Annotated in this window: 20 protein-coding genes; 8 read left to right on the plus strand and 12 right to left on the minus strand. The window is 28.2% G+C overall.

The window, feature by feature from the left end; genetic code table 11:
• Positions 1–151: 151 nt before the first annotated feature.
• Entirely contained in the window at positions 152–736 is a 585-nt protein-coding gene (locus tag MRZ80_RS07110) for a HEAT repeat domain-containing protein (RefSeq protein WP_292537749.1), read from the minus strand.
• Between the two features lie 321 nt (positions 737–1057).
• Between MRZ80_RS07110 and MRZ80_RS07115 the strand changes: the two genes are divergently transcribed.
• Both MRZ80_RS07115 and fbp read left to right on the plus strand, forming a co-directional pair.
• The gene (locus MRZ80_RS07115; RefSeq protein ID WP_292537751.1) at positions 1058–2029 is read left to right on the plus strand and encodes an isocitrate/isopropylmalate dehydrogenase family protein; all 972 of its coding nucleotides are present in this window, start codon (positions 1058–1060) and stop codon (positions 2027–2029) included.
• Between the two features lie 253 nt (positions 2030–2282).
• On the plus strand, positions 2283–3377 hold the full coding sequence (fbp, locus tag MRZ80_RS07120; protein WP_292537753.1) for a fructose-1,6-bisphosphate aldolase/phosphatase: 1095 nt from the start codon (positions 2283–2285) through the stop codon (positions 3375–3377).
• Between the two features lie 187 nt (positions 3378–3564).
• On the opposite strand, the gene MRZ80_RS07125 is transcribed toward fbp, so the two are convergent.
• The 5 genes from MRZ80_RS07125 to MRZ80_RS07145 all read right to left on the minus strand — a co-directional run bounded on the left by MRZ80_RS07125 (position 3565) and on the right by MRZ80_RS07145 (position 10655).
• Positions 3565–5043 carry a homoserine O-acetyltransferase gene (locus MRZ80_RS07125; protein WP_292537830.1) on the minus strand — a complete coding sequence of 493 codons (1479 nt, stop codon included), beginning with the start codon at positions 5041–5043 and terminating at the stop codon, positions 3565–3567.
• A gap of 304 nt (positions 5044–5347) precedes the next feature.
• On the minus strand, positions 5348–6637 hold the full coding sequence (locus MRZ80_RS07130; RefSeq protein WP_292537755.1) for an O-acetylhomoserine aminocarboxypropyltransferase/cysteine synthase family protein: 1290 nt from the start codon (positions 6635–6637) through the stop codon (positions 5348–5350).
• A 702-nt stretch (positions 6638–7339) separates the two neighbouring features.
• Positions 7340–9211 carry an AAA domain-containing protein gene (locus MRZ80_RS07135; protein WP_292537757.1) on the minus strand — a complete coding sequence of 624 codons (1872 nt, stop codon included), beginning with the start codon at positions 9209–9211 and terminating at the stop codon, positions 7340–7342.
• A 446-nt stretch (positions 9212–9657) separates the two neighbouring features.
• The gene (locus MRZ80_RS07140; RefSeq protein WP_292537759.1) at positions 9658–10206 is read right to left on the minus strand and encodes a nitroreductase family protein; all 549 of its coding nucleotides are present in this window, start codon (positions 10204–10206) and stop codon (positions 9658–9660) included.
• A 191-nt stretch (positions 10207–10397) separates the two neighbouring features.
• Positions 10398–10655 (minus strand): hypothetical protein, encoded by a 258-nt coding sequence (locus MRZ80_RS07145; protein ID WP_292537761.1) that lies wholly within the window; start codon positions 10653–10655, stop codon positions 10398–10400.
• 362 nt (positions 10656–11017) lie between these two features.
• Between MRZ80_RS07145 and MRZ80_RS07150 the strand changes: the two genes are divergently transcribed.
• Complete coding sequence (locus MRZ80_RS07150) at positions 11018–13567, plus strand: U32 family peptidase (protein ID WP_292537763.1); 2550 nt, start codon at positions 11018–11020, stop codon at positions 13565–13567.
• Between the two features lie 41 nt (positions 13568–13608).
• Here MRZ80_RS07150 and MRZ80_RS07155 read toward each other — a convergent pair whose 3' ends face one another.
• The gene (locus MRZ80_RS07155) at positions 13609–14028 is read right to left on the minus strand and encodes a hypothetical protein (RefSeq protein WP_292537765.1); all 420 of its coding nucleotides are present in this window, start codon (positions 14026–14028) and stop codon (positions 13609–13611) included.
• 524 nt (positions 14029–14552) lie between these two features.
• Here MRZ80_RS07155 and MRZ80_RS07160 point away from each other — a divergent pair.
• Together MRZ80_RS07160 and MRZ80_RS07165 are read left to right on the plus strand one after the other, a co-directional pair.
• The gene (locus MRZ80_RS07160) at positions 14553–14822 is read left to right on the plus strand and encodes a hypothetical protein (RefSeq protein WP_292537767.1); all 270 of its coding nucleotides are present in this window, start codon (positions 14553–14555) and stop codon (positions 14820–14822) included.
• A 125-nt stretch (positions 14823–14947) separates the two neighbouring features.
• A complete protein-coding gene (locus MRZ80_RS07165; RefSeq protein WP_292537832.1) occupies positions 14948–15181 on the plus strand; it encodes a hypothetical protein in 234 nt (77 codons plus the stop codon).
• Between the two features lie 265 nt (positions 15182–15446).
• Here MRZ80_RS07165 and MRZ80_RS07170 read toward each other — a convergent pair whose 3' ends face one another.
• Both MRZ80_RS07170 and comB read right to left on the minus strand, forming a co-directional pair.
• Entirely contained in the window at positions 15447–15797 is a 351-nt protein-coding gene (locus MRZ80_RS07170) for a hypothetical protein (RefSeq protein ID WP_292537769.1), read from the minus strand.
• Between the two features lie 23 nt (positions 15798–15820).
• A complete protein-coding gene (comB, locus tag MRZ80_RS07175) occupies positions 15821–16522 on the minus strand; it encodes a 2-phosphosulfolactate phosphatase (RefSeq protein ID WP_292537770.1) in 702 nt (233 codons plus the stop codon).
• Positions 16523–16663: 141 nt separating this feature from the next.
• Between comB and MRZ80_RS07180 the strand changes: the two genes are divergently transcribed.
• Positions 16664–17698, plus strand: coding sequence for a stage II sporulation protein M (locus tag MRZ80_RS07180; RefSeq protein WP_292537771.1), 1035 nt, complete (start codon positions 16664–16666; stop codon positions 17696–17698).
• A gap of 146 nt (positions 17699–17844) precedes the next feature.
• Here the strand turns inward: MRZ80_RS07180 and cobM are convergent, their stop codons facing one another.
• Together cobM and MRZ80_RS07190 are read right to left on the minus strand one after the other, a co-directional pair.
• Positions 17845–18630 carry a precorrin-4 C(11)-methyltransferase gene (gene cobM, locus MRZ80_RS07185; protein ID WP_292537772.1) on the minus strand — a complete coding sequence of 262 codons (786 nt, stop codon included), beginning with the start codon at positions 18628–18630 and terminating at the stop codon, positions 17845–17847.
• A gap of 149 nt (positions 18631–18779) precedes the next feature.
• The gene (locus tag MRZ80_RS07190; protein ID WP_292537773.1) at positions 18780–19646 is read right to left on the minus strand and encodes a glycosyltransferase family 2 protein; all 867 of its coding nucleotides are present in this window, start codon (positions 19644–19646) and stop codon (positions 18780–18782) included.
• Between the two features lie 251 nt (positions 19647–19897).
• On the opposite strand from MRZ80_RS07190, the gene MRZ80_RS07195 reads away from it, so the two are divergent.
• The gene (locus MRZ80_RS07195) at positions 19898–21130 is read left to right on the plus strand and encodes a GDP-mannose 4,6-dehydratase (protein ID WP_292537774.1); all 1233 of its coding nucleotides are present in this window, start codon (positions 19898–19900) and stop codon (positions 21128–21130) included.
• Between the two features lie 153 nt (positions 21131–21283).
• On the plus strand, positions 21284–22402 hold the full coding sequence (locus tag MRZ80_RS07200; RefSeq protein ID WP_292537775.1) for a glycosyltransferase family 4 protein: 1119 nt from the start codon (positions 21284–21286) through the stop codon (positions 22400–22402).
• Positions 22403–22546: 144 nt separating this feature from the next.
• On the opposite strand, the gene MRZ80_RS07205 is transcribed toward MRZ80_RS07200, so the two are convergent.
• Positions 22547–23494, minus strand: coding sequence for an NAD(P)-dependent oxidoreductase (locus MRZ80_RS07205; protein WP_292537776.1), 948 nt, complete (start codon positions 23492–23494; stop codon positions 22547–22549).

The following is a 23494-nucleotide window of genomic DNA, read 5'->3' on the forward strand; positions in this document are numbered from 1 at the left end:
AATTTATAATATGAATCTTAATGAAATATTAAATTATTATATTAAAATTATATAATGTATAAAACTTTCTTATAAATATTATAAAAAAATAAAAATCTTATTTAAAAGAAAAAAGAATTAAGGGTGGTTAAAAAAATTCTTTTAATTGAATCTATTGTTCATCATCTTCTTCTTCAAATTTAGCAAGGAATTCCTTAGCATTATATTTTACATAACCACTTTCATCGTTTTCAACTAATTCTTCAAGTGCTGCTTTTGCTTCTGGAGTTCCAATTGAACCAAGTCCAAATACAGATCCTGAACGAACAAAGCTTTTTTCATCTTTTGCAGCTTTTATGAATACATCAACTGTGTCTGGATTTCCAATTTTAGCTAAAGCCCATACAGCTCCTCCTCTTGCTCTCCAACTTTTATCTTCTGCAAGTTCAAGAAGTGTAGGAATTGCCACATCACCATAATCTGCAAGAGCAGAGCTTGATGCACGTCTTACCCATTTGTTTTGGTCGTGAAGTAATTGAGCAAATACTTCTATTGATGATTCATCTTTTACACTTTGAAGAATTTCAATAAGACTTGTTTTTATCTGTTTTGGATATTCTTTTTTAACAATTTCTTCATGTATTGTATCTAATTGTTCTGGTATGCTCATTGCAATTGTATTTTCTGCTTCAAGTTTAACAAAATCATCTGGGTTTGCTAGATCTCCTATAGCTTTTACTACTTCTTCAGCGCTCATAATAATTAACTCCATTAAAAACTTAGTATATTATATTTTTTTTCTACATCTATTATCTGCTAATCTATACCTTTTTTATTCTATCTGTATATTCATTTTTTTTTCTATAGATTAGTTTTAATTATTTTACCATTCACTTTTTTGTATTTATATTTTTTTTTAATATACTTATTATTTTGTATGTTTTACAAAATATTTAAAATTGAATATAAATAATAGAAAATTCAACTAAAATATATAAGTTAATAATATAAATTATAAAATTTATTTTTTTTCTTTAAATTAAATAATAAAAAAAAATTTTATGGATAGTGATATATTTTGTATAAAATTACAACAATACCTGGTGATGGAATAGGAAATGAAGTAATGAAGCCAACAGTTGAAATTCTTGAAACACTAGATGCACAGTTTGACTTTATAGAAAAAAAGGCAGGAAAAGCATGCTATGATGAATGTGGAACAAATTTACCTGATGATACAATAGAAAGTGCACGAAATTCAGATAGTATATTATTTGGTGCTGTAACATCAATTCCACAACAAAAAAGTGCAATTGTAACATTAAGACGTATGCTTGATTTGTATGTAAATCAACGTCCAATAAAATCATATACAAATAGTAATATTGATTTTACAATTATTCGTGAAAATTCAGAAGGTCTCTACTCTCACATGGAAACATTAGATGGTGATGTGGCAACAGCAACTCGTAAAATTACACATAATGGTTGTGAAAGAATTATAAACTATGCATTTGACTATGCAAAAAAAGTAGACAGAAACAAGGTTACAGCTGTACATAAAGCAAATGTTCTTCCAACAACTGATGGAATATTTAAAGACACCTTCTATAATATTGCAGCAGACTATAAAAATATAGAATCTAATGACTTCTATATAGATGCAACAGCAATGTATCTTATAATGCAGCCAGAAGATTTTGATGTAATTGTAACAACAAACCTATTTGGAGACATACTATCTGATGAAGCAGCAGGACTTGTAGGAACACTAGGACTACTACCATCAGCAAACATAGGCAAAAACAATGGACTCTTTGAACCAGTACATGGATCAGCACCAGATATTGCAGGACAAAATAAGGCAAATCCAATAGCAATGATACTATCAGCAGCCCTAATGCTTGAATTTTTAGATCTTAAAGAAGATGCAAAAAATATACAAAATGCAGTAGAACAAACAATAGTTGAATCTAAAATAAAAACACCAGATATGGGAGGATCAAATACAACACAACAAATGGCAGATGCAATCCTTCATAAACTCTAAATAATGGCAATTTTAGTTTTTCAAATTTAAGTTAATATAAATAAATTTATAAATATAAAAAAAGAAATTATTAAATACTTAAAAAACTTTTTGTTTTAGTTTTATAGTAATTCACAAAATTGGTGAATTATTTTATTTAATATATCATTTTAAAATTATATTATACAAAGACAAATAGTATAGAATTCTATTTTAGTATAACAAGTTTTGAATTTTGGTATATGATTCTTTACCCAAGGAGGTATATTTAGAAATGAAAACAACTGTAAGTATTATTAAAGCAGATATTGGTAGTGTAGGTGGACACGCTGTAACACACCAAAAATTATTAGACTCATGTAATAATCATCTCGCAGAAGCAAAAGAAGATGGACTTTTAACTGACTTCTACATAACCCACTGTGGTGACGATATTGACATGATCATGACACACACAAACGGACCTGACAATGAAGAAGTACACAAATTAGCATTTGATACCTTCATGGCAGGAGCAGAAATAGCAAAAGACCTTAAATTATACGGTGCAGGTCAAGACTTATTATCTGAAACTTTCAGTGGAAACATCAAAGGTATGGGTCCTGGAAGTGCAGAAATAGAATTCAAAGAAAGAGGAGCAGATCCTGTATTTGCTTATTGCTGTGACAAAACAGAACCTGGAGCATTTAACTTACCATTATTTAAAATGTTTGCAGATCCATTTAACACAGCAGGACTTGTAATCGACCCAACATTACACGGTGGATTCGACTTTGAAGTATACGATGTAATTGAAAACAGAAAAGTTATAATGTCATGTCCTGATGAAATGTATGATTTACTCGCACTTATCGGTTCAACAGGAAGATACGTAATTAAAAGAATCTTCAGAAGATCCGACGGTGAAATTGCAGCAGCTGTAAGTACAGATAAATTAAACATGCTTGCAGGTAAATACGTAGGTAAAGACGACCCAGTAGCAATCGTAAGATCACAATCTGGATTCCCTGCTGGTGGAGAAACAACAGAAGCATTTGCATTCCCACACCTCGTAAGTGGATGGATGAGAGGATCACACAACGGTCCATTAATGCCTGTAGGAGAAAAAGATGCAAGACCTGTAAGATTCGACGGACCTCCACGAGTAATTGGACTTGGTTTCCAAGTATGTAATGCACACCTTGTTGGTCCTGTAGACATGTTTGCAGATCCTGCATTTGATGATGCAAGAGCAACAGCAACAAGAGCAGCAAACTACATGAGAAGACACGGTCCTTTCGAACCTCACAGATTACCAGCTGATGAAATGGAATACACATCACTTCCTGGTGTTCTTGAAAAACTCGAAGATAGATTCGAAGATATGTAAATTTAATTTTTACATAATTTCCTTTTTTTTACTTTTTTTTACATTAAATTAATTCAACACAAAAAAAACTACTACTTTTTAGAATAAATATTAAACAAACTATTTTTTTTATATAAATTATTAACTACTTACTAAAAAAATAAAAAATTTTAAAAAAAGATAATTTTATGAAGGGTGGTTAAGTATTTCATCTATTTTCATTATAGTTGATATGAAATGATGTGATATTTCCAATGATATGATTCTCATCATCAACTACAGGAATTGATGAGATTCTATTTTCATTCATTAACTTTTTAATATCATCAATTGAATCGTTTTCATGACATGTAATAACATCTTTTGTCATGATATCATCAATATTATTAGTACCTTCTGCAATAGATTTAGATAAATCCCATGCTGTAATAATACCAATTAGTTTTTCATCATCATCAACAATAGATATATGTGTTTTTTTTGTTGAAAGCATAAGCTTTGCTGCTTCTTTAATATCTGATGAATCATTTAATGTAACAACATTATCAGACATTAAATCAGATACAGTAGCATTTGATATGAAATTATTAAGAATATAGTTCATCTGACCATTTTCAATTAAAAATGCATCATGACCATAACCTGAGTTGAGTCTTACATATTCAACATCAACATTGTTTGCCTGTAATGCTTCAACAACTTCTTCCATATGAGTTGGTGTATATAGCCAGTCTGATGATACAGAAAGAAGTAACATTTTACATTTAATATTTTTAAATGCTTCTTCTAGTGAATTATTTATACGTACATCAAAATAATCTAATGCTTTTGTAATGTAGATGTAACTGTTTGCATCAAATATCTTTGTAAATGTTGATCCTTGATGGTGAAGATAGCTTTCAACTTCAAATACATCATCAAAATCATAGTTAAAATCTTCCTTATTTTTATCTTGAAGACGTCTTCCAAATTTCTTATGCATTGATTCATTACTAAGATATGTGATGTGTCCTATCATTCGTGCAACTGATAATCCTATTTCTGGTGTTTTATCACTTTCATAGTAGTTTCCATTTTGCCAGTTTGGATCTTCAAATATTGCACCTCTTTCAACAACATTAAATCCTATCTGTTGAGGTGTAGAATATGCACCTGTTGCTATCATTATTGACTTTTTAATCATATGTGAGTAGTCAAGTGTCCATTGTAGAACTTGCATTCCACCCATTGATCCACCAATAACTGCATAAAGTTGTGATATTCCAAGAGAGTCAAGAAGTTTTTTCTGTGCATTTACCATATCACGTATTGTGATAATTGGGAAGTCCATTCCATATTCTTTTCCTGTTTTTGGATTTATTGAACTTGGTCCTGTTGAACCTTTACAACTTCCTATAACATTTGAACATATAATGAAGAACTTATTTGTATCAAGTGGTTTTTTAGGTCCAATTATTATGTCCCACCATCCAGGTTTTTCATCTCCTTCATGGAATCCTGCAGCGTGTGCATCACCTGTTAGTGCATGACATACAAATATTACATTTGTTTTATCTTGATTTAGCTGTCCATATGTTTCATATGCTATTGTGGGAGTTTCAAGTTCTTGTCCACTTTCTAGTTTTAAATTTTCCTGCATTTTAAAATACTGAGTTTCAACAATACCAACTGTCTTTTTAGATGTGATAATTTTCACCTCCAAGTATTAATTAAATTTTAAAGAATCCTAATAATTAATAAGTATTTTTTCTTTAATTATTTATTAATTTTATTTTGTAAGATTTATAATAATTTTTATGATTTTAGTTTTTTTATTATAAAATTAATTGATTATTTACTAAAAAAAGTGGGGGATTAAAAAAAAGGTTCTTGGATTATCATCAGTTTAATGTGCATTTTTAGATGATAATCACTAATAAATATGGTTTGATACGTATTTTGTCTATAAATTTCTATGACTTTTTTAACTTTTCTTTTTAACTTGATTTTATCTATTCAATTTTATCAAGTGCTTGATCAACATCAGCAAGGATGTCTTCAAGATCTTCAATTCCTACTGCAAATCTTATAAGATCTGGTGTTACACCTGTTGCTGCTTGTTGTTCTTCTGTAAGTTGTGAGTGTGTTGTTGATGCAGGGTGAATTATGAGTGATTTTGCATCTCCTATATTTGCAAGGTGTGAGAGTAATTCAACATTTTCAATAAATTGAAGTGCTCCATCATATCCTGCTTTAAGTCCAAATGATACAATTCCACCATAACCTTTTTCTGCATATTTTGATGCTACTTCATGGTTAGGGCTGCTTTCAAGTCCTGAGTATGTTACCCATGCAACTTTTGGATGTGCTTCTAGGTGTTTTGCTACAGCTAGTGCATTTTCTCCGTGTTTTCTTATTCTAAGATCAAGTGTTTCAAGTCCTTGTAGGAGAAGGAATGATCCAAATGGACTTGGTACTGCTCCTGTATCACGTCCAAGTACTGCTCTTATTCTTGTTGTAAATGCTTTTGGTCCACAGTCTTTGTAGAATGATAGTCCATTGTATGTTGCATCTGGTTCAACAAGTGCTGGGAATTTTCCATTATCCCATGGGAAGTCTCCTTTTTCTATAATTACTCCACCGAGTGTTGTTCCATGTCCTCCAATGTATTTTGTTGCAGAAGATGATATGATGTCAACACCATGATCAAATGGTCTTACTGTTCCTATTCCTACTGTGTTATCTGCAATTACTGGTATTCCGTGTGAGTGTGCAATTTCTGATATTTTATCAAAGTCTGGTATGTCAAGTTTTGGGTTTCCTATTGATTCAACATATATTGCTCTTGTATGTTCATCGATTGCTTCTTCGAATTGTTCTGGTGATTGTGAATCTACGAATTTTACACTACGTCCGAGGTCTTTTAGTGTGTTTTCAAATAATTCAAATGTTCCACCATATAGGTTGTCTGCTGATACTATGTTGTCTCCAACTTGTGTTAAGTTGATAATTGTGTAGAAAATTGCACTCATTCCGGATGCTGTTGCATATGCTGCTGTACCACCTTCAATTGCTGCTATTCTTTCTTCAAGTGCTTGGGTGGTTGGGTTTGTTAGTCTTCCGTAGATGTTTCCTTCTTCTTTAAGTGCAAATCTATCAGCTGCTTGTTTTGGATCTTTAAATACATAAGATGTTGTTTGATATATTGGTACTGCACGTGATCCTGATTCATCAGTTTCTTCTTGTCCTGCGTGTAGTCCGATTGTTGCTATATTTTTCTTGTTCTTTACTTCATAAGACATCGTTTCACTTCCTTTAATTTTATCGTATAAATTTTGTTAATGTTATATTATTATGTTTTTTATTTTATGTTTTAATATTGTTTGTTTTTTTTCTCAAATAGGGGTTTAGTGTGTTTAATATATAAGTGGTGGTTATTATATGTTTTTTTTTGGATGTGTTTTTTTTATTTTGGAGTGTATAATTTTTTTGTGGTGATTAGTTTTTTTTAGTCTTTTTTTTATGTGTTTAATTTGGGTTCACATATTTTTTTTTAATAGGATGATTATAACTAATGTCAGTTTTTTGTTTTGGATATAGGATATAAAATTAACATTGTTATATTTCATATTATAATACTTGACTTGGCTTTTGAAGTATTATAAAAATAATCACTACTGTGATATAACAATGTTATATTTTTTATAGTATATAAATGTTTACTATATTCAACATTGCTATAATTCCATATTACATTAGGATATTTTTTTTAAATATAGAATAAATCACTACTGTGATATAACAATGTTATATTTTTTATAGTATATATAGTTTTAGTATAATTAACATTGTCATACTTCTATGGTATTTAAAAAATGTTTTTTCAAATATAGAATGAATCACTTACTGTGATATAACAATTGTTATATTGTTCATCATATATAAAGCTTACTCTTTTAGTCTAAAAAAAATAAAAAAAATAAAAAGATTACAAATCAAAAAGCTTATAAATCAAACATATCAGATAAATAAAACCTATTAAGCTCACCAATCATACTAAAAAGACTTCTCATATTAGCAGATGTAGATAAAAACCCAACATCACCAATAATAATCAATTTCATACAAGCACGAGTTAATGAAACATTAAGCTGATTAACATTAGAAATAAAATCCTCCTGAAACTTACTAAGAGATGTATCATTACTTTTACAAAAACTTAAAATAATAACATCCTTCTCACGACCCTGAAACCTATAAACAGTATCAACTTCAACATTAAAACCCCTCTCATCTAAAATTCTTTTAATATACAACTTCTGACAACGAAACGGGGAAATAACACCAATATGATCATCTGAAATATTATTATATCTAAGATTTTCAACAATAGAAACAATAATATCAGCTTCAAACCTATTATAACAACTAGATGAAATTTTCTCTTCATAAAATTCAATATCAGATGTATCAATAAGACAAACAGCCAAATTATCAACAAAAATATTACTACAATCACAACTAAGAAAACTATCATCACATCCTGTCATTAACATACCATTATAGTATAAATTACTTGCAATAGAGCAAATTTCACTATTCATACGATACTGGATGTTAAGAAAACTATAATTATCAGGATAAAGATCAATAAGTGTTGAAAAAACTGATTTATTAAGATGTGATGATGCATTCATATTATAAATAGGTTCAAGTTGATGATTATCACCAATAAGAATGAATTTATCAGTCTTAATTAGAACCATTAATGCAAGATATAATGGAATCTGACTTGCTTCATCCATAATAACATAATCAAATTCAATATCACCAAGTAGCTTTGATGATGCAGAAATAACAGTAGATGCAACAATAGATGCACACTCAACAATTTCACTACTTATTGACGTTTTAATATCATGAATTTCACAGTTAAGCTCATAAATACTATCAACATTAGAAGATTTACTGCTATTATCTATAATATCACCATCATCTTCATCTACTTCATTAATTCCAAAAAGTGATCTAAGAAATCTTGAAATAAAAGATTCATTTACAACATGATTTTGCACATTAAAAATATCACCACTACCAGTTTTTTTATTTTCAAATTCATTGATAAGATCTATTCGTCTTTGAATTTCACTATATCTTGGATGTTTTTTAATATGTTCATCAAGACAATACTTCATTGTTTTATTTGTAATTTTTTCATCATCACCAATTCTTATAATTTCATTATCATCAATCATTGTAAGTTTTTCAACAACATTATCAACTGCAATATGTGTATGGCTTGTAAGTAGAATCTTCTTATTTTGTATGTTAAGTTTTTTAATTATTTCAACAATAGTATGAGTTTTTCCAGTTCCAGGAGGTCCAAGAATTAAGTGGAACTTATTACAACTAAGAGCATTTCCTGCAGCCATGCTTTGTGCTGTATTTAATTTCTTAGATATAAAGTGATACTTTGAATTTTCTATATTAATTTGATTAAAAAGAAGTTCTAAATTTTCATAGTTTTGCTTATTTAATTTATTATTCTCAATTAATGTAAGTGTATTTTTTAGTTTATGTGTTATGACATCTTTTTGTATGTCTTTTATTGTAACTTTAGAATTTATTTTAAGATCTGATTTTTTATGAAGTTTTAATGTGATATTTTTATAATTATTTTTAATAATAGTTGCATCTATATGGTTGATTTTGATTTTCATACCTTTCATGAGTGGTATCTTATTTTTAAATGATACATCTATTATTTTATTATCAATACTTGTAACTATACCGTTATATGTGGAGGTTTTTGATTCTTTTGCTATCAGATCTTTTAGTGGATATATTATTTTTTCTTTAATATTTTCATTATACATAACAAATGTATTACTATTTTTATAATAATTATTACTAATATTTTATGAAAAAATAAAATCACATATGAAAATTAAAATTAAAATAAAAAAGATTAAAAAACAGAGACAATAGTCTTATTATTTTTAGGTTAAGTAATAAAATGAAAAAGAGACTGCTATATCCAAAATCAGTCTCAAATCCATTTTAAATAGGATATAATTTGGTTTTTACCAAAAAAAATATAATCTTTAATTTAAGATCTAAAATTTTTTTGGATGTAAAACATATTAAATTATTATTTGTACTAAATATAAATTTAACATATTTTATTGTTTAATCTAAAATTTAATTAAACTAATTAATAATTATATTTTTATCTATAAATAAACTTTAGTATAAAAAAATTAAAGATTTAAGTTATACTCCAAAATTATACATAATAAAATAAATACTTCATATTTTCCAATTATATGTCATTAATAAATGTAATATAATCATCTTTTCTTGGAGTTTCAACAGGTTCAAAATCATCAGCAGGATAACCTAAAACTACATGACCAATACCACGATATTTACTGTCAATACCTAATAGTTTAAGTAATTCCTGACCTTGAAGACTGTCAATTTCCTCACGTGCTCTGTGAATCCAACATCCACCAACACCAATTGAATGTGCAGCATTTAAAATATTACCAATTACTAAAGTTCCATCTTCAATGTATGTTGGAATTGTAGAATCTGCAATTACAATAACAAGAGTAGGAGCATTAAACATTGGATTAATATCTCCTCTTAGTTTTTTAATTTCCTCAGGGAAGTATGATTTATTCCATTTAGCAAATCTTTCAATTGTTTCACGATCTTGAATTACAAGAATTTTTGCTGATTGTTTTCCAAGACCTGATGGAGCATATGTACCTGCTTCAAGTATAACATCAAGATCTTCTTTTTTTAGTTGTTCATCTTTAAATTTTCTAACACTACGTCTTGTTTTTAAATCATCAATTGTTGACATATAAATTAGTCCTCCATTATTTTTAATATTATAAGTAAAATTTAGTAAAAAAATTTTTTTTTATTCTATATTATTTTATTAGATCAAACTAAAATTAAAATATTTACATACAAAAAAAAGAGAATTAAAATATAAAATATGTGTTATTTTATAAAATGGTGGTGAGGATTAAATTACTTGAAGTTTATCATCTATAAGCTGTGTGAATTAAGATTTTCTTCAAGCATGTTAATTAAGCTTCTTGCAACTTCAGGTGTAAATACAAGTTGTGTATCACATTGTTGTACAATTGTAATGTTTCCATATTCATCGTTTGTAAGTTTTTCTTCAAGAAGACCAAGTCTTATCTGGTCAGGTGAACTTACACATACTGCTCCTGAAACTTGTTTTGTTTTTGTATCTTGAAATTCAATTTTTGGTACTTCTGGATTATAATTATTCATTTCCATCTTATTTTCCTTCCTTTAGTTTTTGTCTTTGTTATTTATATTAATAGTGTTATCTTATTTAAATATTAATAAATAAAAAAGGACATATAATTATAATAGTAAATAATTTTAGTATTGATATAAATTCTAATTTTTTTTTATTTATCTAAAAAAATATGATACTAATTGAAAAATTTATCAGTGTAGCTAAAAAATTATAATTTTCTTTTTTCTTTAAATTTTCATAATTAAACTACACACAAAATGAAATTCACATCTAAAAGAAAAAAAATCCCTTTACATGTAATTTAGAGAAAAAATAGTTTTAGGGATTTAAATTTTTTTTAATTTAAAATTGAGTTAATTTAGAGGTTATAAATAATATGGTTTTAACAGAATTACTAGCACCTGCAGGTTCATATGACATTTTAGTTGTTGCAATTAATTCAGGTGCAGATGCTGTATATATTGCAGGTCAAAGATATGGAGCAAGAGCATTTGCTGATAATTTTACATCAGAGGAACTTGAAAAGGCTGTTGAATATGCACATCTTAATGGAGCAAGCATACATGTTACAGTAAATACACTTTTTAATTCAAAAGAAATTCTTGATGTATTAAAATACATACAATTCCTATATAGAATAGGAGTAGATGCAATAATTGTACAAGATGTAGGTCTTGTATATCTTGTAAATAAATACATACCAGATATGGAAATACATTCATCAACACAGATGACACTACGTGACTATGAAAGTATACTATGGGCAAATGACAATGGAATAAAACGTGTAATACTTCCACGTGAAATGCCAATAGGAGAAATACGAAAAATATCAGATAATTTAGAGCGTGATGGTATTGATGTAGATTTAGAAGTATTTGGACATGGATCATTATGTTATTGTATATCAGGTGATTGTTATATGTCATCATTTATATCAGGACGTAGTGCAAATAGAGGAGCATGTGCACAGCCTTGTCGTTCAAATTACAAACTTAAATACAGAAATCATAGTATAAACAATGGATGTTTAATATCAACACATGATCTTGCAACATTTAAAAATGTAAAAGATATATCAGATGCTGGTGTAAAATCACTAAAAATTGAGGGAAGATTAAAAGGTGATGACTATGCACGTAATGTTGTAGGTGCATATCGTAGTATGATAGATAATATGGATGAAGCAGACAATAGTGATCTTATAAAACAACTCCAGTGTGAACTTGATCTTACATTTAATAGATACTACACAAATGGGTATATAATGAATGATACACCAGGAGATGTGATGGGACGTGAAAGTTCCTTCCACCAGGGATTATATCTAGGAAAAATTAAATCAATTGAAGGTGATCTTGTAGATATAGAATTTGAAAGTACTGATCATCCAACACTTGAAATTGGTGATGGTATAGGATTTAAACATAACAATCATATACGTGGAATTTATATTGATAAGATTGTTAAACAGGATTTAAATCATATACTAATTGAAACAACACGTGATATTCGTGTAGGATCTGAGGTATATATTAGTTATTCTAAAAAACTACGTGATAGAGTAAAACCATACCATAAAGAACAAATAAAACCACATCTTCCTTTATCATTTGATATATCTGTAAATAAAAACAATCAAATGGCAGTAAATACAAGCTTTAAGATTGAAAATGAAGTAATAAGCTTTGGATATAAATCAAAATATGAATTTAAAGAAGCAATAAATAAGCCACTTACTGAAGAAATTATAACACAACAAATGGTAAAAAGTGGAGATACACCATTTATTGTAAATAAGGTACGTATTGATAATCTTCCTGATAACTTATTTATGCCAATAGGTAAAATTAATAATATTCGTCGTGACATATTAAATGAAGCACAAAGAAGACTTCTTAAATACTACCTGCCTAATGATGAAAAATCAGAAGCTATACGAAAAGATATTAAAAAGCTCATAAAATCTGATAAAAAAGATACACATGGCATTGAAAAATCAGAATATGTGGGAGTTAATGTGTATGTTGATAATTTAGAGTTACTTGAAGTTGCAAATCGTAATGCTATAAATAGAATCTACTTTGATGCATCATACATCTATGATAATGCAGATGATTACTTTGCAAATATTGAGCAGTTATTAACAAAGGCAAGACAGATTGCCATTGATAAGGAAGTTGTATGGGTTCTTCCTGCATTTACATCAGATGAAGATCTTGATAAAATTAAGAAAATCTATAATAATCTACGCTCTAGTAATATCATTGTATCAATTATGGGTGATTCTCCATCACTACCTAGAATATTTAAAGATACAAACATTTATGGTGCACATAACCTTAACATATGGAATAATTATTCAGCAAAAATGCTAGAAAAGAGTGGCTTTAAATCACTTACAATTTCAAGTGAACTTTCAAGAAAAGAAATCAAAGAACTACTAAGAAAATCAAGAAACTATGATATTGGTCTTGAATTAATAGTACAGGGAAATCAGGAAATAATGGTTTCAAAAGATGACTTCTCAAAACTAAATGGTGGATTTGATCTTGACATAGAAACTGATGAATACGTAGTACTTGAAGATCCAAAAAATAAGGCTAAATTTAAAATATACTTCGACTACAACCATCAAAGTCACTTCTTCAACGATGAAATGCTCTGTTTAATTGATGAAATTGATGAAATTAAAAATATGGGAATTGAAAACATAACACTTGACTGCAGATTTACAAAAGAAAAATACACCTCACGTATAATAAATCTCTACATACAAAGACTACGTGATGCAAATCCTAAACGTAAATATTCAGAGTCAATAGGTGAAATTTCATATTCAAAACTAAATAAGGGTAACTTTGAACAAGAAAGAGTACTTGAAGATAGAAAAAGTCAAAGTAAACGTAAAAAAGCAAGAAGTTAAAATTATTATAATTTAACCTCTCTCCTTTAATACTCTTTTTTTTAGATTCTTTTTGTCATTGATATTATACTTCGATTTGTTTTTGATTTATCAACTACTATATCAAATAGGAAGCCTTTTTTTATAAAATAGATACAAAATTCAATGAATAAATCAGCAACAATAAAGTTAAATTCATAAATCTTTGTTGTATATACACAATAGATAATATCATCAATTATATTTGAAATTACCTCACCATCAATATATTTTTCAAAAATATAGAAACATTCTATTTTTAAGATATTCTTTTTTAAGTATTCTTTATTAATACTAAAAAAACCAATTGGATCATATTCATAAATAACAATATATGTTTGATATTTTCTGAAATTAAGTAGTTTTTTAAAATTTTTAACTCCTATAAGTTCAGCTAATTGCTTATTTTCATGGTTTAATGTTTGAAATTCAGCTTTTCGCACTATCTTTTTATAACTACGTTTTTTAGTTTTTATATTCATAATGTATTTAAAATTTAAAAGTAACAACTTTTAATTATATATTTTATATTTTAATATATATAAAATTAAACAATGTTTAAATAAATGCTATTTAATGTTTAATAAAAACTAAAACTAAAAAACTCTAAAAACTATTAAAACTAAGAAATAAGCCTAATAAAAACTTATTTTTTTTAAGTAAACTATATATTTAATCAGGTTACGTGTGAATAAAACTTGATAAAAAAAGAGCGATTATAAATAATATAAAACTAAATATTATAATGTTGAAATAAATTTTATTTTTACATATTTAATAGAATTTATTTTTCTTTTAATGTTTAATACTAAAAATTATTTATTTAAAATAGATTTTATTATTGGTTAAAGGATCAAAGACTCAAGTTAAGCCTTAATCTATTAATAAACAATAACAAAAATACTATACTTTAAATTTATATTTATTTATACTTATTTAATTTGAAAAAATAAAGGACGATGATGAAATGTTAGAAGCATATTTACCTTTTTTAGGTTTAATAATTTTTGGAAACATAGAAAACTTAATCCTAGCATCACAAGGAGTAGTTAAAGGAGCAAATCCTTTAAAATTAGGACTTTTAAGTATAGTAATTGTAATACTATGGTTTATAATAGGAACAGTAGGAACATCTATAGCAATGAGTTATGCAAATGCTATTGAATTTGTAGGTGGACTTGCAATATTTATACTCGGTATACAATCAATGTTAGATGCAATTAAAAGTAGAAGTTAGGATGAGTGATTTTTATGGCAGATGAACAAAAAAATGAATACGGATTAGTAGATGTAGAAGAATTAGATGTTGATGAATCATTATCATACTTTCTAAAAACACATAAAAACTTCTGGGCATTACTAATTTTTGGTAACATAGAAAATTTAGTTCTATCATCACAAGGAGCAGCAAATGGTGTTGATCCAATAGGACTAGGAATTCTTACACTAATTGCTGTAATAGCTTGGCTACTTATAGGAACATACGGAACAAAAGTAGCACTTAAATATGAAAGCGTAATATCATTTATTGGTGGATTTGCAATATTTATACTTGGTATCCAATCAATGCTTGGAGCATTAGGAATACCATTATAATCAAAAAATAGGATCTACTAATAATTTAGATGATTATTAGAATTTATAGATAACACTCTAAAAAAGGAAAGGAGATTATTTATAAAATTAAGTAAGATATAAAAAAAAAGGCTAAATAAATATTTTAGAAAAAAGAGTTTTATTATTAACTTTTTTCTAATAAAACCTCTTTTTCCCCTAATAAAAAAAAAATAAACATTATAAAAAAAAGAAATTTCTCATTTTTTCTATTTTAAATTTTTAAAATTACACTACTTTTTAAACTTTAATATCCATGAGTTATGAAAACATCAAACATCTTATATCTAGCTGTTTTTAGGATGTCATGAGTATTTGTTCTGTTATATTCCATGGATAATTGTGTGGTTTTCTGAAATATGCGACCTTCTGCAATTTTTATTAAAAGTTGAATTTCATTAGCTGTAAGTACACGTTTTGGATCTTCAAGAATAGTGTCAAGTTGTTCATTTAGTTTTATAATTTCAACTGCAATTTCACCATCATATTGAAGGTCATACTTCATACAATGACGAAGAAGAAATTTATGATAATCACGAATAAATTCAACTTCCTCAATAATATCAAGATTCTCTAAAGTTAAATTCTTAGTATTCATATATCCACATCTTTTTTTTCTTTTTAGTTTATATTACGTAAGTATCCATCTTCATAGATTGCAACATTACTATATTCATTAATTTTTGTACATACTTTAACATCATCAAATGAACCACATTTTTTAAGACGAATTCCACCTTCAGAATTTAAGATAAGTTCACATGCTTTTTCATGATCACTTGCAAGATTTAAGCTTGCAACAGCAGAATCATTGAGTTTACATTCTTCCTGAGAGTTTTTAAGGATTTCCTCAACAATAATTCCAGCACCTATTGCATCTTCAATATTAAATCCTCCACGTCTTCCTGCCATAACCACATATATTTCATTTTTTGCAAGACGTAATGCTTCTTTTGCAACAGCTTCTGCATTTATAGCTGTACCAATGAGTGTTGTAACTCCATCATTTTCTTCGACTTGTTCAAGAATTTTAGTACCATTTGTTGTTTTAAGAACAAGTGTGTCACAATTTGGATAATTTGTAACTTCAACAGGGGAGTTGTTAATATCAAATCCTTCAATGAGTTTTGAAGATTCTTCACCTGCAAGAATAACATCATCATCTTCCTCTTTAATTTTAAGTGCTTTTTGACTATCATTTAGAGGTATTACTTTATTAAAATAATTTAATGCTACAGTTATTGTTGTACTTGCTCTTACTTGGTCAACAACAATTGCAACATCATCTGTCTTACAGTTACATAAACTTACATTTATATTCATATTTTATCACTTACTATTTTATATGAATTTACAGCTATATTAATTTTAATAATGAGACAATATTAATTTTATAATGAAAATAATTAAATAACTTAATTTTAAAATATAGTTAATTATAAACTTAAATGGAGGCAAAAATCTGTGAGTGAAAATGATGACAAAACAAACAACATAATACAACTAACAGAAAATTCAGAAAAAATAATACAGAAAGCTCAAAACAACCAAAGCAAGCCACGAAGCATACATAATGTAAATTTATACATGCTTATGTGTATGACAGGACTTCTAGTATATCTTGTATTTTTAGGATTGCAAAATACTAAATACTCAGATGTAATGATGATGGAAATGCCACTTCTTGTAATATTTACACTTGCTTTAACATACCTTACACAAAATGGACATAAATATACAGGATATTTTGCATTTATAGTTTTTACAGTATTATTCCTAGAATTATGCAGGCCAATTGCAATTATCACACTAATAGTACTTACTGTACAAATTGGTATTCAATGCATAATGAAAATTTATTTAAATAGAGACGATTTCCAAGTAGAATTTAAACCTATTCGTGCTGGAAGTAAAAAACAAAGAATTAAAGATGTATTTTCAAGACTAAAATATCATATTCTTCTTTCAGCATTACTATTATTTATTGGATGTGTATTTGGGTATTTATTCCCTGATGTATTCCAGTCAATACTTGTATCACCACTTGATGGTATGAGACAATCAGCAAATTCTATTACAACAATGGGATTATTTATAAATAATTCATCTGTTGCTGTGATGATGATTGCAGCTTCAATATGTCTTAGTCTACCTACTGTGTATCTATCATTTTTCAATGGTCTTTTCATTGGATTTGTAGGAACACAAACACCATTTGCAACACTTATTGCTTTTACTCTTCCACATGGAATATTTGAATTAACAGCAATAGTGATTGCTGGTGCTATAGCATTTAGAATAACACAGGCATTATTTGAAGTATTTAATGGAGTAATAAATTCAAAAGTTAAATTTGCAGATGAATTAAAAGTAGCATATCATATGATAGCAGATTGTATAATTCCAGTAATTGTTATGTTTATATTACTTATTATAGCAGCATTTATTGAAGCTAACTTAACTATATCTATAGGACAATTACTTCTAACTCCATTATAAATTCTTTACTTCTCCTCCCCCTTTTTATAGATTAAATATAACTATTTTTTTTGAGAGAATTATCTTAATACTAACTATATGAAATTATATTTTTAAAAAAAAGTAAAAAAAAGTTAATTGTGTGGGGTGGTTAATATTTATATGATCTATTCATCATCTTTTGCATCACGATACATGTGTGCAAAGTGTGGATCATAAAGTTTTGATTGTTCTCCACTTTGTTGGTCAAGTACATCTCCAACAACAATCATAGCAGTTTTTGTAAATCCTGCTTCGTGTACTTTTTGTGCTATGTTGTCAAGATTTCCACGTAGGATTTCCTGATCTGGCCATGTTGCTTTTTTAACTATTGCAACAGGTGTTTTTGCATCATATTCTTTTTTAAGTTCTTCTACAACTTCTTCAATCATGTGAATACCTAGGAAGATACACATTGTAGCATTGTGTGTTGCAAGTTTTGCAAGAGCTTCTTTTGAAGGTTTAGGTGTTCTACCTTCAGGTCTTGTGATAATAATTGTCTGTGATACTTCAGGTAGTGTGAGTTGTGATTCAAGTGCTGCTGCTGTACCAAATAAACTACTTACACCAGGAATTATTGTAAATTCAATATCAAGTTCTCTGAGTTGGTTGATTTGTTCTGCAATTGCACCATAAATTGATGGATCACCAGTATGTACTCTTGCTGTAATTTTATTTTCTTCATGTGCTGTTTTTATAACATCTATGATTTCATCTAGGTTCATTTCTGCACTGTCATAGATTTTTGCATCATCTTTTGCCATGTCAAGTATTGCTGGATTTACAAGTGATCCTGCATAAATAATAACATCAGCATTTTTTACAGCTTCTGCTCCTCTAACTGTTATAAGATCTGGTGCACCAGGTCCTGCTCCTACAAATATTACTTTTCCTTTATATTCATCAAAATTCATTTTAGTTATCCTCTTAATAAATTTTCTTTTAATTAGTTAATCATATTTTTGTACTTGTTTAATAATATAAATTTACTCAAAATTGATCTAAAACATATAAAACTAAGTTTATTTTCAAAAATAATCCATATAATTTTATTTTCTAGTTCCTATTTTTTGAGATATGAAACAGTATCAGATATAAGTCCCATAAATACAAGTATTACTCCCATAATAACAACACAAAGTCCCAGTGCAAGAAGATATATATTACTCATTGCAGATGACAAGTAAACTGTTAGTGAAATTAGAAGTCCTATAAATATTACAATAGCACCACCTATACCATAGAAGTATAATGGTCTATTAAAGCGCATAATTTCAAATATCCTCATAAGTACACTTAGTCCCTGTGTTATTGGATTGTCTGTTGTTGTATATACATCGTATCTTACAGTAATTTGTACCTCTGCAATTGTAAGATTATTTTTTGCTGATTCTATAATCATGTCAGATTCAATACCAAATCCATCAGGATCAAAATTAAAATGATCAATTGAATATGCAGAAAATGCCCTAAATCCACTCTGTGTATCTGTTAATTTAACTCCACTTGCTATGTTTGTTGCAGAATCAAGAACTGTTTGACCAACACGTCTATATATTGGTGTGTCTGTATCTTGACCATTAAGATAACGGCTTCCATTTACAATATCAGCATTACCTTCAACTATTGGCTTTATAACATCTGGAATTTCAGCAGGATTATGTTGTCCATCTGCATCTATTGTTACAACAATATCAAAGTTGTTTTTCTTTGCATATTCAAATCCTGTTTTTAGTGCAGCTCCTTTTCCCTTGTTTGTTTCATGTGATAGTACTGTTGCATTTGCTTGTTGTGATACTAGTTTTGTTCTATCACTACTTCCATCATCAATTACAATTACTTCATCTGCATATTGTGATGATAAAATAATCATACTTGCAATGGATACCTCTTCATTGTATGCAGGCAGTAATACAGCAACTTTACTCATTAGTTTAACAACTCCAAAATTAAAAAATTAAAAGAAATTATAAAAAAGTTTTTTCATCCCTTTTTTTATATCAAAAAAATTGTTTATTTATACTATTATTATTTTTGATTAATTAAAGTATTATATTTAAGTATTATTAATATTTTAAAATTAAAAAAATCGTGAGAACTTTTAAAAAAACAATAATATAAAAATACTATGAATAATAAACCTATTAATCACTAAATACAAAAACAAAGGGACTAATTTATATGAATTTCAAAGATAAAAACGTACTAATTACAGGAATAAGTGGGTTTGTTGGAGCATACCTTGCAGAAAGACTAGTAAATGAAGGCAGTAATGTTTATGGTATAATTAGAAGAAGAAGTGATGGACAAACACCAGCAAATATTAAAAATCATGAACTTGAAGATAAAATCACACCAATAACAGGAAATCTTAAAGACATAACATCAATAGCAAATGCAATAGATGAAGCACAACCAGATTATGTATTCCATCTTGCAGCACAATCATTTGTACCACAATCATTTGACAATCCTGCAGATACAGAACAAAACAATTCAATGGGAACAAGTAATCTTCTTGAAGCAATGAGAATGAAAGATTCAGATGCACGTATGATCTTTGCAGGTTCATCAGAAGAATATGGTCTTGTAATATCATCAAAACAACAATATGACCATGTAATAGGACAGTATGGAACAATCTTCCCAGATCTTAAGGAAGGTCAAACAAATGAATTACCAATATCTGAAACAAATCCTCTAAGACCAATGAGTCCTTATGCAGTTTCAAAAGTATATGGAGACTTCCTAACACGTAACTACTACCACTCCTATGGACTTGACACAGTAGTATCAAGAGCATTTAACCATGAAGGTGCAGGACGTGGAAAAATGTTTGTAACATCAGTTGTTACAAATCAAGTAATGCAACTTAAAATGGGATTATGTGACAAAATCACAATAGGAAATGTAAATGCATTCAGAGACTGGACACATGTAAATGACATAGTAGATGGATATCTCACACTTGCAACAAAAGCAAACAGTGGAGATGTATACAACCAGGGATCAATGAGAACAAACTCAATATTAAGCTATATTCTTTTAAGCTTACAAGAAGCAGGATATAATGTTGAGGAAATTTCCACATTTAATGGAGATAAAAAAATTACAGATCCAGCTGCAATTAACAACGATAAATACTATGGTGTAGCATTTGATAAAACAAAAGTAGATTCAATGCTTCTTGATGGTGAAGTTGAATATACAATAGAAGATAAAGGAATTATTGTAAAAACAGATAAAGAAGATGTAAAAGTTGAATTTAATGCAGCAAGATTCAGACCAGCTGAAGTACCAATTCTCTTTTCAAATACAGAAAAAATACAAAAACTTGGTGTTCAACCAAAACATACTGTATCTGACATAATTAAAGATCAACTAAACTTCTTCATTGACAAAGAAAACCAGTAGAAAAAAAGTGGTGATGAATTAATTTAACATCACACACTACTATTTTTTTTTAATAACTAAAAACTCATTTTTTTTACTATTTTTTATTATTTTTTATTCAATTTTTTTTATTTTATAGTAGAAATTAAATTTAGAGCATAGGAGTGAAGCATAATGAATATCTGCATTGTAACTGAATACTTTCCACAGTCAAAAGATCTTGAAATTAAAGGTGGAGTAGAAGTATGTGCATTTAATGAAGCATCAGAACTATCAAAATATAATAATATTACAGTTATCACATCAAAAGAAACAGATAAAGATGACTTCTACATAGATGATATACACATTATATGTTGTGGAAGTAAAAGAGGATATACACAGAAAGGCTCATTTATTAAAAGATTAGACTTTATGTATCAAGCATATAAAAAGCTACTAACACTAGATGATATTGATATGATAATAGGATATAACTTCATAACATATCCTGTTGCATGGAAAGCATCACGTAAACTCGATACAAAAATTGCAGCCAGATATCATGATGTATGGATAGGACGATGGATTGATACAATAGGAATAACAGGAATATTTGGAGAAGTAATGGAGAGATACTTCCTAAGACAAGATGTTGACTTAATACTTCCAGTATCAGACTATACAAAAGATAACTTGAAAAAGTATGTTGATGAGAGAAAACTTAAAACTGTACATAACATAGTAGATTTTCCAATTGTAAAATCAGATCCATATGATGCACCTACAATAAGCTGTGTTGCACGACTTGTTGAATATAAAAGAGTTGAAGACTTAATTCGTGCAGTAGCTATAATTAAAGATACAATTCCTAATATTCAATGTAAAATTATAGGTACAGGACCACAGGATTCATATCTTAAAGATTTAACACAAAAACTAGAACTAACAGGTAACATAGAATTTCTTGGATTTGTTGAAAAACATGATGATGTAATGTGTGTTGTAAATTCATCAGATGTATTTGTACTACCAAGTATAGTTGAAGGATTTGGAATTGTAATAGTTGAAGCATTATCACTCAGAACACCATTTGTTGCAGCAGAAATTCCACCAGTAGTTGAGGCAAGTGGACGAAAAGGTGGTTTGTTTTATGAACCTAAAAACTATAAACAATTAGCTGAATGTATTCTTAAATTATTATCAGATAAAGAACTATACAATAAACTTCAAGATGAAGGATATATTCAATCAAAAAATTATTCAAAAAAAGCTATTGGACTTAAATTAAATGAGATATTTAACAATCTCTAAAAAAAAGATTAGTTAGTAATGTATATTTTTATAAAGGTTATAATTTCAAAAAAAGGAATTATGAATTGTAGAAATAATACAATCTACAAATTAAACATCTACTTTTCCCTTTCTATTTTTTTGTTGTATTAAATTTAAATGGTCTTATTCATCATCAAGACGATAATACCATTTCATCCATTCTGCAGTCTTTTTAATACCTTCTTCAGGTTTTACTTTAGGATCATGTTTAAGATCACGTATAGATTTTGAAAAGTCTATAGTTTTAACTTTTGTTGTGAAAGCTTCAGCTTCCTCATATGTTACAAGAGAATCATCACGACCTGTTGCCTTTAAAACAAGATCAGAATAATCCTTAATATCCATTTCCCATTCCTGATTTCCACCAATATTGTATGCTTCACCAGGTATGAAGTTGTCAACTATGTTTGCAAATGTTGTTGCTGTATCTCCAACATAGTCAATAATTCTTTTATGTCCTTTATATACAGTGTATGGTTTGTTATGAAGAGCAAGATATGTGAATTTAGGAATAAAACCACGATATGGTGTGTATTTTTCACCAGGTCCATAACAATTTACAGGTCTTACACGTACAGTTTCAGTTCCATACATTTTCTCTGAATTCATACACATAAGCTCACCATCCCATTTACTTATTGCATAATCATTCATCTGGTATGTATCACGAATTGGATTGTTTTCCATAACATCTTCTGACATTATACCATCATAGTCACCATAAACTTCAGCAGATGAAAAGAATATCATACGAAACTTATTTTTTTCCTGTAATCTTATCATATTTTTTGTACCTATAACATTTGTCTGCCATAGATTTTCATAATATGCTTCACCATTCCAACGACCATACTCAGCAGCAAGGTGATATACATAGTCAAAGTCACCATACTCTTCAAATGTACGTTCAAGTTGTCTGTATGATCTTACATCAGTTCTTACATAATCTTCAAGATCATTATTTAATAAGTCTGCTGCTATAACTTCATGTCCTCTACTTCTTAATTCCTTAACAAGATTTTGTCCAATAAATCCTGATCCACCTGTTACTAAAATTCGATTAGTTTCCAT

Source organism: Methanosphaera sp. (assembly GCF_022768985.1).
Lineage (GTDB): Archaea > Methanobacteriota > Methanobacteria > Methanobacteriales > Methanobacteriaceae > Methanosphaera.

Coding starts and splice junctions, on each gene's coding strand:
- MRZ80_RS07110 (WP_292537749.1), bottom strand. CDS start 736: ATGAGCGCTGAAGAAGTAGTAAAAGCTATAGGAGATCTAGCAAACCCA.
- MRZ80_RS07130 (WP_292537755.1), bottom strand. CDS start 6,637: ATGTCTTATGAAGTAAAGAACAAGAAAAATATAGCAACAATCGGACTA.
- comB (WP_292537770.1), bottom strand. CDS start 16,522: ATGAATATAAATGTAAGTTTATGTAACTGTAAGACAGATGATGTTGCA.
- MRZ80_RS07140 (WP_292537759.1), bottom strand. CDS start 10,206: ATGTCAACAATTGATGATTTAAAAACAAGACGTAGTGTTAGAAAATTT.
- MRZ80_RS07170 (WP_292537769.1), bottom strand. CDS start 15,797: ATGAATACTAAGAATTTAACTTTAGAGAATCTTGATATTATTGAGGAA.
- MRZ80_RS07205 (WP_292537776.1), bottom strand. CDS start 23,494: ATGGAAACTAATCGAATTTTAGTAACAGGTGGATCAGGATTTATTGGA.
- MRZ80_RS07150 (WP_292537763.1), top strand. CDS start 11,018: ATGGTTTTAACAGAATTACTAGCACCTGCAGGTTCATATGACATTTTA.
- MRZ80_RS07145 (WP_292537761.1), bottom strand. CDS start 10,655: ATGGAAATGAATAATTATAATCCAGAAGTACCAAAAATTGAATTTCAA.
- MRZ80_RS07195 (WP_292537774.1), top strand. CDS start 19,898: ATGAATTTCAAAGATAAAAACGTACTAATTACAGGAATAAGTGGGTTT.
- MRZ80_RS07160 (WP_292537767.1), top strand. CDS start 14,553: ATGTTAGAAGCATATTTACCTTTTTTAGGTTTAATAATTTTTGGAAAC.
- MRZ80_RS07190 (WP_292537773.1), bottom strand. CDS start 19,646: ATGAGTAAAGTTGCTGTATTACTGCCTGCATACAATGAAGAGGTATCC.
- MRZ80_RS07200 (WP_292537775.1), top strand. CDS start 21,284: ATGAATATCTGCATTGTAACTGAATACTTTCCACAGTCAAAAGATCTT.
- cobM (WP_292537772.1), bottom strand. CDS start 18,630: ATGAATTTTGATGAATATAAAGGAAAAGTAATATTTGTAGGAGCAGGA.
- MRZ80_RS07135 (WP_292537757.1), bottom strand. CDS start 9,211: ATGTATAATGAAAATATTAAAGAAAAAATAATATATCCACTAAAAGAT.
- fbp (WP_292537753.1), top strand. CDS start 2,283: ATGAAAACAACTGTAAGTATTATTAAAGCAGATATTGGTAGTGTAGGT.